This window comes from Bacteroides xylanisolvens XB1A (genome assembly GCF_000210075.1).
Lineage (GTDB): Bacteria > Bacteroidota > Bacteroidia > Bacteroidales > Bacteroidaceae > Bacteroides > Bacteroides xylanisolvens.
In genome coordinates this window covers 4607990-4624384 of sequence record NC_021017.1, presented here as the reverse complement: position 1 = coordinate 4624384, position 16395 = coordinate 4607990, and the positions used below count along the sequence as shown (strand labels likewise).

Below are 16395 nucleotides of genomic sequence, written 5' to 3'. Positions count from 1 at the left end.
GTATAATTAAGCCCTTTCAGGGCACCCCGCAAAATTTACCGTTTATAGGTTTGCCTTAACAGCATCAATCAATTCCTGATATTCTGCATCAGTCAGATAAACCCTTCCCGGGTTCATTTGGAATATACCTCCATAATCAGGTCCATCCACATATTTAGGTGCTAAATGAAAATGCAAATGAGACAATTTATCCGAGTAAGCACCATAATTAATCTTTTCCGGCTGGAAAGCTTTTTGCATGGCACGAGTGACACGCGCTACATCTGCCATAAAAGCATTACGATCTTCATCACTCAATTCATTCAAATCGTTCACATGGTCTTTATAAGAAACAAGACAACGTCCACGGTAGGTTTGTTCCTTAAACAAAAACACACGTGACACACTCAATTGCGCAATCTCAATCATCAGATTATGCAGCGTTTCATTGTTCTGGCAATACAGACATTCTTTCGGATCACTCTTCATGATATTATTATTTTAAGTTTTTATCGTTGCAAAAATAAGTATTCCATTCTTATCCTGCTTGTACTTTTTCGTTTTTTTGATCGACTAATTGGTACACATCCTCTTTTTCGCCTACCACCCAAACAACATCGCCTTCTTCGAGTGGAGCATTTACATCAGGAACCATCAGTGTACCGTCTTCACTTTCAACACCGGCTATCATACAATGATATTTGTCGCGGATACCCGATTCACGAATCGTTTTACCCAGAAAAACAGAATCACTGTCAATGATAAACTGCTTCAAAGCCATCTCGCTCTTTTCATAGACCTCCCAGTCTATCTTCGCTCCGTTTTGCATCGCCTCATTAAACACACTTAATTGTTCATCTGTACCTATCACCTGTATCTTATCCATCGGAAACAGGCGGACAGAACCACCGGGGATATTAATCCTCCTCTTTCCACGAAGAATAGAAGCAACATGAACTCCAAACTTCTTCCCCAGATTCAGCTCCATCAATGTCTTTCCCGCCCAACTGGATTCACCCGGAATTTCCATATCGGCAAGATGCAAATCATGCGACAACAAACGACCGGCATACTCCGGCTTTTTCTCTCCCAGATACTCTGCACGTACATCTCTGGAACGGAGATTCTGAAAGAAACGACGTTCAATCAATATCGATTGCTTCTTCAAACGGCGAGACCATACCATCAACAATACAACAAGTACAGCCACTCCAATAATCAATCCGATAGACGCCTTAAATAATCCGGAAATAACAAAGATAACAAAAAGTGCCGCTATCATAATACGAATCACGATTGTCGATACCAGCGGTGCGCGGTTGGCACGGCTGTCATGCCATAAGGTCATAAACTCAACCGAATGATTTTTCTTCACCATAATGGCACGCAAGAAAGGAGCAATACACAGAATGATAAATACCGCTCCCAACAATGATGCCCAGAAATGAGGCAGATTCTCTTTAAAGAATGGCACGACAAAACGAAAAGAAAGTGCAATAATCGACATACTGACAATTGAATAAACAACTGTTATACGTACCATTGACAAGATTAGCTTCTTCCACAAATTCTCGTGATTCAGAGCTGTTTGCGAACCGGAAGAATAACGCATCATTATTTTTTTCCATGATTCCGGAAGATGAGCATCCACAAAAGTAGAAGCCGGCTCGGCAAAACGAATCATATAAGGAGTCAGGAAAGTAGTAATCACAGAAACCGCTACCACTATCGGATACAGAAAGTCACTCGTTACATGCAAAGAGACTCCCAAAGAAGCAATAATAAACGCAAATTCGCCGATCTGCGTTAAACTAAAGCCGCATTGCATAGCCGTCTTTAAAGGCTTTCCGGAGAGAATAACACCGAATGTACCAAAAACGGCCTGTCCCAAGATAACAGCCAAAGTAATAACTATAATAGGTACGGCATATTCTACAATCATTGCAGGATCCACCATCATACCGACCGATACGAAAAAGATAGCTCCAAAAAGATCCTTTACCGGTTTCACCAGCCGGTCTATGGATTCCGCCTCGATTGTTTCCGCCAGAATAGATCCCATTATAAATGCACCAAATGCAGCAGAAAATCCTGTATGAGCCGCCATCACTACCATACCGAAACAAAGTGCCAACGACACAATAAGCAGAGTCTCCTCTCCCATCAATTTCCGGCAGCGTTTCAAGAATTCAGGAATCAGATAGATACCGACAACAAACCACAGAATAAGGAAAAACAATAATTTCCCGATACTCTCCAACATCTCGGTACCTTCAAAATGTTGGCTTACCGCCATAGTGGAAAGCATCACCATTAATACAATAGCCAAAATATCTTCCAAAATCAAGATACTCAACACAAGTCCGGTGAACTGCTTCTTCCTTAATCCTAAATCATCAAAAGCTTTATAAATAATAGTAGTAGACGACATCGCAATCATACCGCCCAAGAACAGACTGTCCATCCTGTGCCAGCCGAAACCCATGCCGACTCCTATTCCCAACAAAATCATACAAAAGATGATGGTACAGGCAGCAATGATGGCAGAACCACCCACCTTGACAATCTTCTTAAAACTAAATTCCAAACCAAGAGCAAACAGCAAGAAAATAACACCAATATCCGCCCAAGTCTTAATATTGGCAGTATCCATCACTGAAGGAGTATACGGCATATGCGGACTTGCCAGAAATCCGGCAACTACATATCCCAAGACCAGAGGTTGTTTCAACTTCTTAAACAACAAAGTCATAACACCGGCACAAATCAATATAAGTGCGAGGTCAGCTATAAGAGTAGGTAATTGAGACATTATTTTATCGTATTTGATGACAAAATTATATTATTTCTATGGGATAAACAACATATTTACGAATATGTTTTGCAATAACCATCATAAAATAAGTTAGCCCCGGATAGAGTCGTAACTTATCCGGGGCTATACACAATAACAAGCTTATTTTTTACTTTCTAAAAGGCGGTTTCACTACCACAGCTTTCAATTTCCGACCACGCATATCGATACAGATTTCCGTACCCACCTTACTATATTCCGGTTTCACATATCCCATACCGATACCAATCTTACGGGTAGGCGACATCGTACCGGAGGTCACCACTCCCACTTTCTCGCCTTCATCATTCACCAGTTCATAGCCATGACGGGGAATTCCGCGATCAACCATTTCAAAGCCAACCAGTTTACGGGTAACACCTTCCGCTTTCTGTTTTTCCAGCATCGGACGGTTGACAAAATCCTTGCCCTCCACAAACTTAGTGATCCATCCCAATCCGGCTTCTATCGGAGAAGTCGTATCATCCAGATCATTGCCATACAGACAGAAGCCCATTTCCAACCGGAGCGTATCACGGGCACCCAAACCGATAGGTTTAATGCCATACTCTTCACCAGCTTCAAAAATAGCCTTCCATATAGAATCAGCCGCAGACGGATAGAAATAAAGCTCAAAACCTCCCGCACCGGTATAACCCGTATTGGAGATAATCACATTCTCTTCACTTGCAAACGTTCCAACCTTAAATGTATAATAAGGAATAGTAGCAAGATCAATATCCGTCAACTTTTGCAGAACCGAAATAGCCTTCGGACCCTGTATAGCAAGTTGAGCTATGTTATCCGACGAATTTTCCAACTCGGCTCCCTCCGTATTGTGAGAAACACACCAGTTCCAGTCTTTTTCCATATTGGAAGCATTCACCACCAACATGTATTTTTCCGGTTCATACTGATAAACCAGCAAATCATCTACAATCCCCCCATCCTCATTCGGAAAACAAGTATATTGTATTTTACCCGGAGCCAGTGCCGCCACATTGTTAGATGTTATTTTCTGCAGAAAGGCCAACGCTTGCGGTCCTTTCACCCAAAATTCTCCCATGTGCGATACATCAAATACACCGACACCTTGACAAACAGTTATGTGTTCATCAATGATACCGGAGTATTCAATAGGCATATTATAACCTGCAAACTCGTGCATTTTAGCACCAAGTGCTATATGTTTCTCTGTAAACGGAGTGGTTTTCATTATTTTAAAGTATTAAGTTTTAAGTATCAGGTATTAAGTATTACCGGAGCTTACCGTCTTTTTATTTGGAAGCCACCAGTTCTGCTATTTTTACGATCACTTTCATTGCTTTCTCCATATTCTGGATAGGCACAAATTCGTAACGACCGTGGAAATTCAGACCACCGGCAAAGATATTCGGACAAGGCAATCCCTTAAAAGAAAGCTGCGCACCATCCGTACCTCCACGAATCGGTTTTACATTCGGTTTCACACCCACGGCTTCCATAGCTGCAAAAGCAGTATCGATGATGTGCATTACCGGTTCTATTTTCTCACGCATATTATAATACTGGTCGCGCAGTTCGAGTGTCGCAGTACCAGCTCCATATTCAGCGTTCATTTGAGCTACCAGACGTTCTATCTCTTTTTTACGGTTCTCAAATTTTGCACGGTCATGATCGCGGATGATATAAGACACAGTGCTTTGCTCCACATCCCCCTGAATACCAATCAAATGATAGAATCCTTCATAGCCGGTCGTATGTTCTGGTCTTTCCTGTGAGGGAAGCATCGTAATAAACTGATTGGCAAGATAGATAGAGTTAATCATCTTATCCTTGGCATATCCCGGATGCACATTACGTCCTTTAAAGGTTATTTTTGCGGCAGCAGCATTAAAGTTCTCAAACTCCAACTCCCCTACTTCACCTCCATCCATCGTATATCCCCATTCACAACCGAATTTCTCTACATCGAATTTATGAGCACCTTCACCGATTTCTTCGTCAGGATTGAAGCCGATACGGATTTTACCGTGTTTGATTTCGGGATGTTCCTTCAGATAAACCATCGCTGATACAATTTCCGCGATACCGGCTTTGTCGTCGGCACCGAGCAACGTTTTTCCGTTGGTTACAATCAAGTCTTCTCCCTTATGATCCAGCAATTCCGGGAATTGTGATGGAGAAAGGACTACATTCTCTTCAGCACAAAGCACAATATCCGAACCGTCATACTTTTCCACAATGCGCGGAGTGACATCTTTACCCGTCATATCAGGACTTGTATCCATGTGGGCAATAAACCCGATAGTGGGTACTTCTTTATTTATATTGGCAGGAAGTGTAGCAAAAAGATAGCCATGCTCATCCAAAGTAATATCTTCCAATCCCAAAGATTCCAACTCTTTTTTCAAGTATTCAGCAAAAATCATCTGCTTCGGAGTACTTGGAGTAAGCCCTGTCGATTCATCAGATTGTGTATCGAAGCTTACATACTTTAAAAATCTGTCTACTAAAGTCATATTGTTTTAATTACAAGTTACTAATTACAATTTACAAATTGATAGTTTATAGTGCCGTAAAGGTAAAAAAAGAGCCGTGAATTACAAAGCAATTCACGGCTCTTTTTATTGTATACTTTTATCCGGATACTTAAATATCCTATTTGACTACTTTAAAAATGGCTGCTACCATCAAAGCAATGTGTACAAACCTTGCATTTAGGTAATCCGATAGCCTCAATCAGCGTTTCCAGTGTATTAAACTTCAATGAACTGAGACCGAAACGCTCTGCAATAATACTAACCATCTTATCGTATTCCGGAGAACCGGTAGTAGCATATTTCTCCAGGTTCTTATTCTCATCCCCTTCCAGTTCCTTGATAATACGACGGGTAATCAACTCCAATGCATTTTTAGAAGCCGAAAAACCAACAAACGGACAAGCATAAATCAATGGCGGACAAGCGATACGCATGTGCACCTCCTTTGCTCCGTAATCATACAGAATCTTCACATTGTCACGTAATTGAGTTCCCCGCACGATTGAATCGTCACAGAACAACAAACGTTTATTTTGCAGCATGGCACGGTTGGGAATCAACTTCATCTTAGCAACAAGCGAACGCATCTCCTGATTGCTCGGAGTGAAGCTACGAGGCCATGTCGGTGTATATTTTGAAATAGCACGATGGTAAGGAACCCCCTTTCCTTCGGCATATCCTAAAGCCATACCCACTCCCGAATCAGGAATACCGCAAGCACAATCCACTTCCGATTCATCTGTCTGTCCCATTTTCAATCCGCTGGTGAAACGCACTTCCTCTACATTCTTTCCTTCATAACAAGAAGTCGGGAAACCGTAGTACACCCACAAAAACGAGCAAATCTGCATATCCTCATTGGGCTTGCGAAGCTGGTCAACATGATCGTCATACATACGGACAATCTCACCGGGACCTAAATATCTCTCAATCTCATAATCCAGATTCGGAAAACTGGACGATTCGCTCGTTGCAGCATAAGCACCGTCTTTCCTTCCAATCACCACCGGAGTACGTCCCCATCGGTCACGGGCAGCGATGATACTACCATCTTCCGTCAGAAGCAACATCGAACAAGAACCCTTAATGTGCTTAAACACATTTTCGATACCTTCCACAAAAGTTCTGCCTTGTATAATAAGTAATGCGATAAGTTCCGTCTGGTTGGTGTTGCTCGAACTAAGTTCGGCGAAGTGCATGTTTTGACTGAGAAGTTCTTCTTCCAATTCCTGGATATTGACTATTTTAGCGACTGTGACAATGGCGAAGCGCCCGAGGTGAGAATTGATGATGATAGGTTGTGCGTCTGTGTCGCTAATGATGCCGATGCCGGCGTTTCCTTTGAATTTGTCCAGTTCTCCTTCAAACTTGGTTCGGAAATAAGTACTTTCCAAATTGTGAATGGAGCGTATAAAACCTTTTTCCTCACTGTATGTTGCGAGTCCTCCTCGCTTGGTACCCAGATGTGAGTTATAATCTGTGCCGTAGAATAAATCAGTCACGCAGCTAGTTTTCGAGACTGTTCCGAAAAAACCTCCCATGTTGTTCTCTTTATTGATGATGTTTTAAAAAAGATGGCGCAAAAGTACAAAAAAGAATTCGTCCTATAAAAAAAGCGCTCCGCAAAGTTTTAGTTTTCTTTGCGAAGCACAACTAATATTTATTAAAAAGCGGGGAATCCGGAAACAATCTTTTTACCGGAATCTTATTTCCATTTCTTGATCGTTTTCAAGTCAGCGGGAGTTGCTTCAATCAAACTTACTGCAAATCCTCCGCTACGTGCCAGCTTCACAGACATCTTATTCTTGTTTGTAACAAGTCCTTTTTTTATCTGGTAAGAAGTAGGATTCTTTTCAAAATCCGCCTCCTTTCCGTCAGCATAAAGAGTAGCTACATATTGTTTTCCCGGTTCGAGAAAATCAAGTGTAAAAGCAGAAGTACGGGGATTCTCATCGGTGATACCACCTACAAACCAGTTATCAGTACCTTTTGCCTTACGTGCTACGGTAATATAATCTCCCGGTTCCGCTTCCAGATACTTGCTGTCATCCCAATCAACGGCTACATCCTTGATAAATTGAAATGCATCCATGTGACGTTCGTAACTCTCCGGAAGGTCGGCTGCCATTTGCAAAGGACTGTACATCGTTACATAAAGTGCCAACTGTTTTGCCAAAGTTGTACGTACAAAACTGTGGTCGCCTGACAGGAAAGAAAGTTTTGTATCAAAGATACCCGGTGTATAATCCATCGGTCCACCAATCTGACGGGTGAAAGGAAGCAAGGTGGTATGGAACGGCTTATTCCCTGCAAAGGCTTCATATTCCGTGCCACGAGCCGATTCATTACCGATCAGATTCGGATATGTGCGACATAATCCTGTCGGACGGGTTGCTTCGTGAGCATTTACACAGATCTTATATTCGGCCGCTTTTTCCACCGCATATAAATAATGATTGTTCATCCACTGTCCGTAATGATGTTCTCCACGCGGAATAATATTACCTACATACCCGCTCTTCACAGCATTGTATCCGTTATCTATCATAAACTGATAGGCTTTATCAAGATGGCGCTCGTAGTTACGTACAGAAGCGGAAGTCTCGTGATGCATCATCAGCTTCACTCCTTTTTCCTTTGCATACGCATTGAGCATCTTCACGTCAAAATCAGGATACGGAGTTACGAAATCAAAGACATAATCCTTCGAATTTCCGAACCAGTCTTCCCAGCCTTCATTCCAGCCTTCCACTAAGATCTGGTCGAATCCATGCTCTGAAGCAAAGTCAATGTAACGCTTCACTTTGTCATTATTGGCTGCATGACGCCCGCTCGGTTTTGTTTGGGAATAATCCGTCTGTCCCAGTTTCACAGAATAAACATCATCCGTGTACGACCAGGAACTTTTTCCGGTAATCATTTCCCACCACACACCGATGTATTTCACCGGCTTAATCCAGGAAACATCTTCGTAGGCACAAGGTTCATTCAAGTTCAAAGTCAATTTGGAAGCCAGAATATCACGAGCATCATCACTGACAATCACCGTGCGCCAGGGTGAACGGCAAGGCGTTTGCATATAACCTTTATCCCCTTTTGCATCAGGAGTCAGCCATGATTCAAAAATCAGGTTCTGATCGTCAAGGTTCAGATGCATACAAGAATAATCAACCAAAGCCGCTTCATGCAGATTGATATACAACCCGTCGGCTGTCTTCATTTGCAAAGATGTCTGCACACCTGTTGGTGAAAAAGGAGTTTGAGAAGCATTTGGAGTAATTGCCCCTTGCAACAATCCGCGAATCTCTGAAAGCTTGGATTCGGTATAGTCATATTCCTGCGTATCATAATCGCCTGGAATCCAGAATGCCGTATGATCGCCGGCCATAGCAAACTGCGAATGTTCTTCTTTTATAACGAAGTAATTCAGATTCTTTTGCTGCGGGAACTCATAGCGGAACCCCAAGCCATCATTATAAAGACGAAAACAAATAATCAGATTACGATCTTGCGCCTTTTGATTCAGGGTAACAGCCATTTCATTATAATGGTTGCGGATCGATTTCACCTCTCCCCACACCGGTTCCCATGTTTCATCAAAAGCAGAAGTTTTAATATCGGCCAGAGTGAATCCATTCATCAGTCCGGGATCATTTTTCAATTCCAGTCCCAGTTTCGAAGGTTTAATCACCTCTTTTCCTTTATAAGAGAGTTCATACACCGGTTCTCCTTGCATGTTGACAGAGAAATTAAGTTTTAATTGTCCGTCAGGAGAAGTGATACTTTCGGCCTTTGCTGATGTGCCGAAGAAAAAAGAGAGCAACAGGCAGACCCATATTGCAGTTCCTATTTTCATGTTCTTCATGATATAAATGAGTTAGTTAATAATCGTATGGCAAAGATAGACAGGAAATCCAAGTAGTGTTTTTCTTTATAAAGAAAATATAGAGGAATACAGATTCAAAAACGAAATAAGTACTTAATAATAAAACAGATAACACATTTTGTCTCCCCCCCCAAAATATAGTGTCTATGGTGATTAAATTAAAAGGATTAAATATGAATATTGCATAATCTTTCTATATTTGCAGATTATTATCTCAATCACATCAACAAACATTTTATTATTTATATGACACAACACCTTAGTTTATCCCGGAGGCTTCCAACAATTCGAAAAGGATTTTGAAGCCGCCTACAAATAATATCAATCTTTCAATCAAATGAGTAAAGAAGTTATCTATATCTTTATCGGTGGAGGAACTGGTAGTGCACTACGTTATTTTATCCAGTTGTTAATGCACGAACGAATCGTCCCTTATCATTTTCCATGGGCCACTTTCACGGTCAATCTTCTCGGCAGTTTTCTCATCGGTCTGTTCTATGCTCTTTCAGAGCGATTCCACCTTCCGTTCGAGGTCCGTTTGTTTCTGACAACGGGTTTATGTGGAGGTTTCACAACGTTCTCTACTTTCTCCAGTGATGGCGTAGGTCTGCTGAAAGGAGAATTTTACGGAGCATTTGTTCTATATACATTATTAAGTATAGGAATAGGATTAGCCGCAACGTTAGCCGGCGGATATGTGGGAAAACAGATTTAATAATTCGAATATAAATCCTACCTTTACGGCATGATTAAAAGAAACCCAACCAAACCCGTCCGCGTTGTTCCTCCCATGATGGAAGAACAGGAAGTCAGTACTATTACCCTACAGGAATGGCTCGACAGAGAAGAAACCGTCTCTCATCTTTTATTCTGCAAAGGAAAAGAAGAAGGCATCGACAAATCTTACAAAAGTTTCAAAAACTGCACCTTTCAGCATCAGACATTCAGCGAATGTAAATTCCGTTCCTCTCAACTGAGCGATGTCAGGTTCGAGAACTGCGACCTATCCAACATTTCTTTTGCTGAAAGTTCGCTCTACCGGGTAGAATTCATTTCCTGCAAACTATTGGGTACCAATTTATCGGAAACAACGATGAATCACGTCTTGCTGCATGACTGCAACGCAGGTTATATCAATCTGGCTATGAGTAAAATGAACCAGGTACGTTTTGCACACAGCCAGCTCCGCAACGGAAGTCTGAACGACTGCCGTTTTTCATCCGTCGCATTTGAGAGTTGCGATCTCGTAGAAGCCGATTTTTCACACGCTCCGCTTCGCGGAATAGATTTGCGCACTTCCCGTATCAGCGGAATCACGCTTAACATCAGCGATCTGAAAGGGGCTGTCATCACTTCCCTGCAAGCAATGGATTTGCTTCCACTGTTAGGGGTTATTATCGAAGATTAAAATCCTGCAAATTCACCCCGCCGCACTCAAACAAAAAGCATCGTCCCGTTGTTATAGTATAAGGTCGGACTAACGACATATAGGGAATAGGCACAAAAAGAATACCTATTTATAGTGATTTCTCACTCCCCGTCAAGTCCGTACTTTTGCAGAAATCTTATTCAAAAACAATAGAAACGATGAAAATTGAAAAAATTGTAGCTCGAGAAATTCTCGATTCAAGAGGTAACCCCACAGTAGAAGTTGACGTAGTATTGGAATCCGGCATTATGGGACGTGCATCTGTGCCGTCAGGTGCTTCCACAGGTGAACACGAAGCATTGGAACTTCGCGATGGTGACAAACAGCGCTATGGTGGAAAAGGAGTAGAAAAAGCGGTTGATAATGTAAATAAAATCATCGCTCCGAAACTGATTGGTATGTCTTCACTCAATCAGAGAGGTATCGACTACACAATGCTGACATTGGACGGCACTAAGACTAAATCGAATTTAGGTGCTAACGCTATTCTCGGTGTATCTCTTGCCGTAGCTAAAGCTGCTGCCAACTATCTGGATCTTCCTCTATACCGCTATATCGGTGGAACAAATACGTATGTAATGCCTGTACCGATGATGAACATCATCAACGGTGGTTCACATAGCGATGCTCCGATCGCATTCCAGGAATTTATGATCCGTCCCGTAGGTGCTCCTTCTTTCAGAGAAGGTCTGCGCATGGGTGCTGAAGTATTCCACGCTTTAAAGAAAGTTTTGAAAGACCGTGGCCTTAGCACTGCTGTAGGTGATGAAGGTGGTTTCGCACCTAACCTCGAGGGTACGGAAGATGCTTTGAACTCTATTCTGGCCGCTATCAAAGCTGCAGGATACGAACCGGGCAAAGACGTTATGATCGGTATGGACTGTGCTTCTTCCGAATTCTACCACGATGGTATTTACGATTATACCAAGTTTGAAGGTGAAAAAGGTAAGAAACGCACTTCCGCAGAACAAGTTGACTACCTGGAAGAACTAATCAACAAATTCCCTATCGACTCTATCGAAGACGGTATGAACGAAAACGACTGGGAAGGCTGGAAAAAGCTGACCGAACGCATCGGCAACCGTTGCCAGTTGGTAGGTGACGACCTGTTCGTAACCAACGTAGATTTCCTTGCAATGGGTATCGAAAAAGGCTGTGCCAACTCTATCCTGATTAAAGTAAACCAAATCGGTTCGCTGACAGAAACACTGAACGCTATCGAAATGGCTCACCGTCATGGATACACTACTGTTACTTCTCACCGTTCGGGTGAAACAGAAGATGCTACTATCGCCGATATCGCAGTAGCTACTAACAGCGGACAGATCAAGACAGGTTCTTTAAGCCGCTCAGACCGTATGGCTAAATACAATCAGTTACTCCGCATTGAAGAGGAACTGGGAGATTTGGCTGTATATGGTTACAAGAGAATTAAATAATTCAATATTCTCTTACTTGAATAATTCATCCCCGGACAATTAGATTATCCGGGGATTTTTACATATTAACCATTCACTAAATCTTTTTGCATTGTAAGAAAACTAGCTTCACTAAGCATCAATAAATATCTCCAATATTTTGCGAATTGAATTAATAAGGCTACATTTGCAACGTCTAACATATTAACAGACGGTGGGGAAACCTGCCTACTATCGCAGCGAGCATTTTTATGTTCGTATGTGAACTCTTATATGGGCGGTTTCGTCCCCCCATAGAGAGTGTTAATGCACCTCTAAACCTGCCGTCGGTATGTTAGACAATGGGACAGGCGAAACCGCTTTTTTATTAGCACTTCTTCCTCTCCCATCAATCTATTATTCATCTTTTAAATTCTAATGATTATGGAAAACAGTCAATTAAAAGACTTACAGGAAGAGGTTTCAGAAGCTACGAAACAGTATATCCTGACTACATTCAATTCTGAAAATGGAATGAAAACGTATTATTTGCAGATGTCAAACATAATACGCTCTGCGCACATTAATCCTCCCATTGACACCGAATACAACAGTTTAAAAAAGCTAAGCAAAAAGCTCAAGCAATATTGTACTTTCATTCAAACACTTGGCGAACATGAATGGGACAAGGGAATAGCCGATATTCAGAAAGCATTAGGCATTTATCTAATGCAAAATAACATCGAAAGTAAAGAACGCAAACAAACGAACCAAGAAATTGCCTCTCAACTGCAATTCATCGTTTTTCTCTCCGGGAATATAAATATCATCAAGCAACTTCATGGAATATTGCAACGCCATTTATCCAATGTGATGCTTTTACTCAGCTCCTATCCTGAGCATAATATACAAGAATGAATAACAATAATGAATCAAAAAGAAACTGTAAATCTTTGCTTTTCTTAAAAATGGGATATTACAACAATTAGGGAACTGTGTATTTCGATAATATGCGAATATATATAAAAAAGCATCCAGACTAATACCTGAATGCTTTTTTCTTGGATTTGTTATATATCCTTTTTTGAGCCTCTTGTCGGATTCGAACCAACGACCCCGAGATTACAAATCACGTGCTCTGGCCAACTGAGCTAAAGAGGCGGGTGGGTAAGCTATCTATATCGCGCCGCTACAACCAACTACCTTTGCTGCGATCAAGCCCTGGAGGATTCGAAGGGAGCTGGCCGTATAGGACTTACCCGTTTTGCGGTTGCAAAGGTAGACATTTTTATGTATTCTGCAATAGCTGCAGACAACTTTTTTACTAACAAAAGACTAACAGGCTACATTTCAGGCAATTAAAATTGCAAAAAAATATTCAGACAACAACTTCCTCTGCTTTATTAACTTTAACAACCAGATTTCCCCTACCAACCGATATTATTTGTACCTTTGTGCGCAATTTATAAATGAAGATGACAGAGAACAGAAGCTATTTACAAAAATATGCCATGCATTTTGGCACGTATATGGGAATCTACTGGATATTGAAGTTCATATTATTTCCGCTGGGATTCCACATACCTTTCCTTTCGCTTTTATTTGTAATCCTGACATTGTCCGTACCTTTCATCGGATATCACTATGCGAAAATGTACCGGGATAAGATTTGCGGAGGAAGTATCCAATTTTCACATGCCATGCTCTTTACCATATTTATGTATATGTTTGCTTCTCTGCTGGTAGCTGTGGCTCACTACGCCTATTTCCAATTCATCGATCATGGATTTATCATCAACTCTTACATCCAGTTGTGGGACGAACTGATGACCAACACCCCGGCTCTGATAGAAAACAAAGAAGTTATAAAAGAAACAATAGATACCGCCCGTTCACTTACTTCCATCAATATCACCATGCAACTATTGTCATGGGATGTATTTTGGGGAAGTATCCTGGCCATTCCCACCGCATTGATGGTAATGAAAAAGGCCAAACCGGAAAATGACGGAGTGTCTCAATCGTAATTTATAATTCGTAAGTAATTAGTAATAAAAAAATGGATATATCAGTTGTAATCCCATTATTCAATGAAGAAGAGTCACTACCCGAACTCTATGCTTGGATAGAACGGGTAATGCAAGCCAACGGATTCTCATTCGAAGTGATTTTCGTTAACGATGGAAGTACCGACCATTCATGGGAAGTGATCGAAAAGTTTAAAGCTCAATCGGAACATGTAAAAGGTATCAAATTCCGCCGTAACTACGGTAAATCACCTGCACTCTACTGTGGATTCGCTGAAGCGGAAGGAAACGTAGTCATAACGATGGATGCGGACCTACAAGATAGCCCAGACGAAATCCCCGAACTTTACCGGATGATTACAAAGGATGGCTACGACCTGGTATCCGGCTGGAAGCAAAAGAGATATGATCCTATTTCAAAAACACTGCCCACCAAGTTGTTTAATGCTACTGCCCGCAAAGTATCAGGCATCAAAAACCTGCACGACTTCAACTGCGGATTGAAAGCCTATCGCAAAGAGGTCGTAAAACATATCGAAGTGTACGGTGAGATGCATCGTTATATACCTTATTTGGCAAAGAACGCCGGATTCAAGAAAATCGGTGAAAAGGTGGTACACCACCAGGCGCGTAAATACGGCACAACAAAATTCGGACTGAACCGTTTCGTAAACGGGTATCTGGATTTACTCTCTCTTTGGTTCCTCTCCAGATTCGGCATCAAGCCGATGCATTTCTTCGGACTGTTGGGATCATTGATGTTTCTGATAGGAATGATTTCTGTCATCATCGTAGGTGCCAGTAAACTATATGCCATGTACAACGGTCTCCCCTACCGACTGGTGACCGACTCTCCCTATTTCTATTTGTCACTTACGGCAATGATTATAGGTACGCAATTATTCTTAGCCGGATTCCTTGGCGAACTCATCTCGCGCAATGCACCGGAACGGAATAACTATCAGATAGAAAAGAAAATTTGATTCACATTCAATAAACTGACTATGAAGAATTTAATTCGTATCTTTCTCATATTGACTATCATTGGCGGTGCAGTCAGCTTACACAGTGCCTGCTCGGATGAGAACGATTGCTCATTGGCAGGACGTCCGATGATGTACTGCACAATATATACCATTAATCCGGATAACCCTACTATTGCATTAAAAGACACGCTTGATTCATTAACAATCACAGCATTAGGCACCGACTCTATCATTCTGAACAATGAAAAGAATGTGCATACCCTGATGTTACCACTACGATACACAAGTGACACTACTGTGTTCATATTCAGATACGATCCCAAACGTAGAGAAAAAGATTTTGACACATTATACATTGTACAACAAAATACTCCTTATTTCCAGTCCATGGAATGTGGTTATATGATGAAACAAAATATAATCAGCGCTAAATTTGGAAAACCGGGAAGACCGGGTAACCCTCCTCCCTATGGCAACGGGCAGCCGGACCAGATAGATTCTCTTCATATAAAAAATAAAGAAGCCAATACAAATGAAATCGAGAACTTGCAGATATTCTATAATTATCGGCCAGAACGCACACCTGATGAAACGACTAATTAGTCTGCTTCTGCTCTTTTGCATTGGGCTTCCGTTGCTGGCACAACAGCAACGTCCGGCGCAAACGCCCAAAAGAGATCAGAAGAAAAAAGAGGTTGCCGAGATAGATACCATTCCGCTCTACAATGGTACGTATGTCGGTGTGGATTTATATGGCGTTGGAAGCAAGCTGCTGGGAGGCGACTTTATGAGTTCTGAAGTCAGCGTAGCCGTTAACCTCAAGAATAAATTCATCCCTACTATTGAGTTTGGTATGGGAGGAACAGATACCTGGAGCGAAACAGGCATACACTATAAGAGCAAAATGGCCCCATTCTTCCGAATCGGTGTGGACTACAACACCATGGCAAAGAAAAAAGAGAAGAATAGCTACTTGTATGCAGGACTTCGCTATGCATTCAGTTCATTTAAATATGATGTTTCCACAATGCCGGCAGATGATCCTATCTGGGGAGATGTAATAGGTAACCCCAGTTTGGAAGACGGTTATTGGGGAGGAAGTGTGCCATTCAGCCATCTGGGTATGAAAGGATCGGTGCAATGGCTGGAAATCGTTTTAGGCGTCAAAGTACGTATTTACAAAAACTTCAACATGGGGTGGTCGGTACGTATGAAATACAAAACCAAAGCATCTACCGGAGAATATGGAGACCCATGGTACGTGCCCGGTTACGGAAAGTTTAAATCAAATAACATGGGAATCACTTATTCCCTTATTTATAAATTGCCTCTTTAG

At 41.7% G+C, this 16395-nt stretch carries 14 protein-coding genes and 1 tRNA gene; 8 read left to right on the top strand and 7 right to left on the bottom strand.

Annotation, left to right across the window (positions count from 1 at the left end; all coding sequences use genetic code 11):
• Positions 1–42: 42 nt before the first annotated feature.
• The 6 genes from BXY_RS17770 to BXY_RS17745 form a co-directional block, all read right to left on the bottom strand.
• Complete coding sequence (locus tag BXY_RS17770) at positions 43–468, bottom strand: HIT family protein (protein ID WP_015532572.1); 426 nt, start codon at positions 466–468, stop codon at positions 43–45.
• Positions 469–517: 49 nt separating this feature from the next.
• Positions 518–2791: a cation:proton antiporter gene (locus BXY_RS17765; protein ID WP_008644441.1), complete on the bottom strand. Its 2274-nt coding sequence runs from the start codon at positions 2789–2791 to the stop codon at positions 518–520.
• Between the two features lie 151 nt (positions 2792–2942).
• Positions 2943–4028 (bottom strand): glycine cleavage system aminomethyltransferase GcvT, encoded by a 1086-nt coding sequence (gcvT, locus tag BXY_RS17760; RefSeq protein ID WP_004302054.1) that lies wholly within the window; start codon positions 4026–4028, stop codon positions 2943–2945.
• A 61-nt stretch (positions 4029–4089) separates the two neighbouring features.
• Positions 4090–5313, bottom strand: coding sequence for a peptidase T (pepT, locus tag BXY_RS17755; protein WP_004302053.1), 1224 nt, complete (start codon positions 5311–5313; stop codon positions 4090–4092).
• 152 nt (positions 5314–5465) lie between these two features.
• A complete protein-coding gene (locus tag BXY_RS17750) occupies positions 5466–6875 on the bottom strand; it encodes an amidophosphoribosyltransferase (RefSeq protein WP_004302052.1) in 1410 nt (469 codons plus the stop codon).
• Between the two features lie 164 nt (positions 6876–7039).
• Positions 7040–9199, bottom strand: a complete 2160-nt coding sequence (locus BXY_RS17745; protein ID WP_004325317.1) for a glycoside hydrolase family 97 protein — start codon at positions 9197–9199, stop codon at positions 7040–7042.
• Between the two features lie 358 nt (positions 9200–9557).
• Between BXY_RS17745 and crcB the strand changes: the two genes are divergently transcribed.
• The 4 genes from crcB (at position 9558) to BXY_RS17725 (ending at position 12964) form a co-directional block, all read left to right on the top strand.
• Positions 9558–9935 (top strand): fluoride efflux transporter CrcB, encoded by a 378-nt coding sequence (gene crcB, locus BXY_RS17740; protein WP_004309778.1) that lies wholly within the window; start codon positions 9558–9560, stop codon positions 9933–9935.
• A 30-nt stretch (positions 9936–9965) separates the two neighbouring features.
• Entirely contained in the window at positions 9966–10628 is a 663-nt protein-coding gene (locus BXY_RS17735) for a pentapeptide repeat-containing protein (RefSeq protein WP_008644437.1), read from the top strand.
• Between the two features lie 179 nt (positions 10629–10807).
• On the top strand, positions 10808–12088 hold the full coding sequence (gene eno, locus BXY_RS17730; RefSeq protein ID WP_009040384.1) for a phosphopyruvate hydratase: 1281 nt from the start codon (positions 10808–10810) through the stop codon (positions 12086–12088).
• A gap of 402 nt (positions 12089–12490) precedes the next feature.
• Positions 12491–12964, top strand: coding sequence for a hypothetical protein (locus BXY_RS17725; RefSeq protein ID WP_008644435.1), 474 nt, complete (start codon positions 12491–12493; stop codon positions 12962–12964).
• A gap of 169 nt (positions 12965–13133) precedes the next feature.
• Here BXY_RS17725 and BXY_RS17720 read toward each other — a convergent pair.
• Positions 13134–13207: transfer RNA gene (locus BXY_RS17720), tRNA-Thr, on the bottom strand.
• A gap of 308 nt (positions 13208–13515) precedes the next feature.
• Between BXY_RS17720 and BXY_RS17715 the strand changes: the two genes are divergently transcribed.
• From BXY_RS17715 to BXY_RS17700, 4 genes are read left to right on the top strand one after another with little or no spacing between them, the layout of a single operon-like run.
• A complete protein-coding gene (locus BXY_RS17715; protein ID WP_015532571.1) occupies positions 13516–14073 on the top strand; it encodes a DUF4199 domain-containing protein in 558 nt (185 codons plus the stop codon).
• Between the two features lie 32 nt (positions 14074–14105).
• Positions 14106–15056 (top strand): glycosyltransferase family 2 protein, encoded by a 951-nt coding sequence (locus BXY_RS17710; RefSeq protein ID WP_004309773.1) that lies wholly within the window; start codon positions 14106–14108, stop codon positions 15054–15056.
• A 21-nt stretch (positions 15057–15077) separates the two neighbouring features.
• Entirely contained in the window at positions 15078–15662 is a 585-nt protein-coding gene (locus BXY_RS17705) for a DUF6452 family protein (RefSeq protein ID WP_004309772.1), read from the top strand.
• Positions 15646–16395 carry a DUF6048 family protein gene (locus BXY_RS17700; protein ID WP_004309771.1) on the top strand — a complete coding sequence of 250 codons (750 nt, stop codon included), beginning with the start codon at positions 15646–15648 and terminating at the stop codon, positions 16393–16395. The genes BXY_RS17705 and BXY_RS17700 overlap by 17 nt, the downstream gene beginning before the upstream one ends.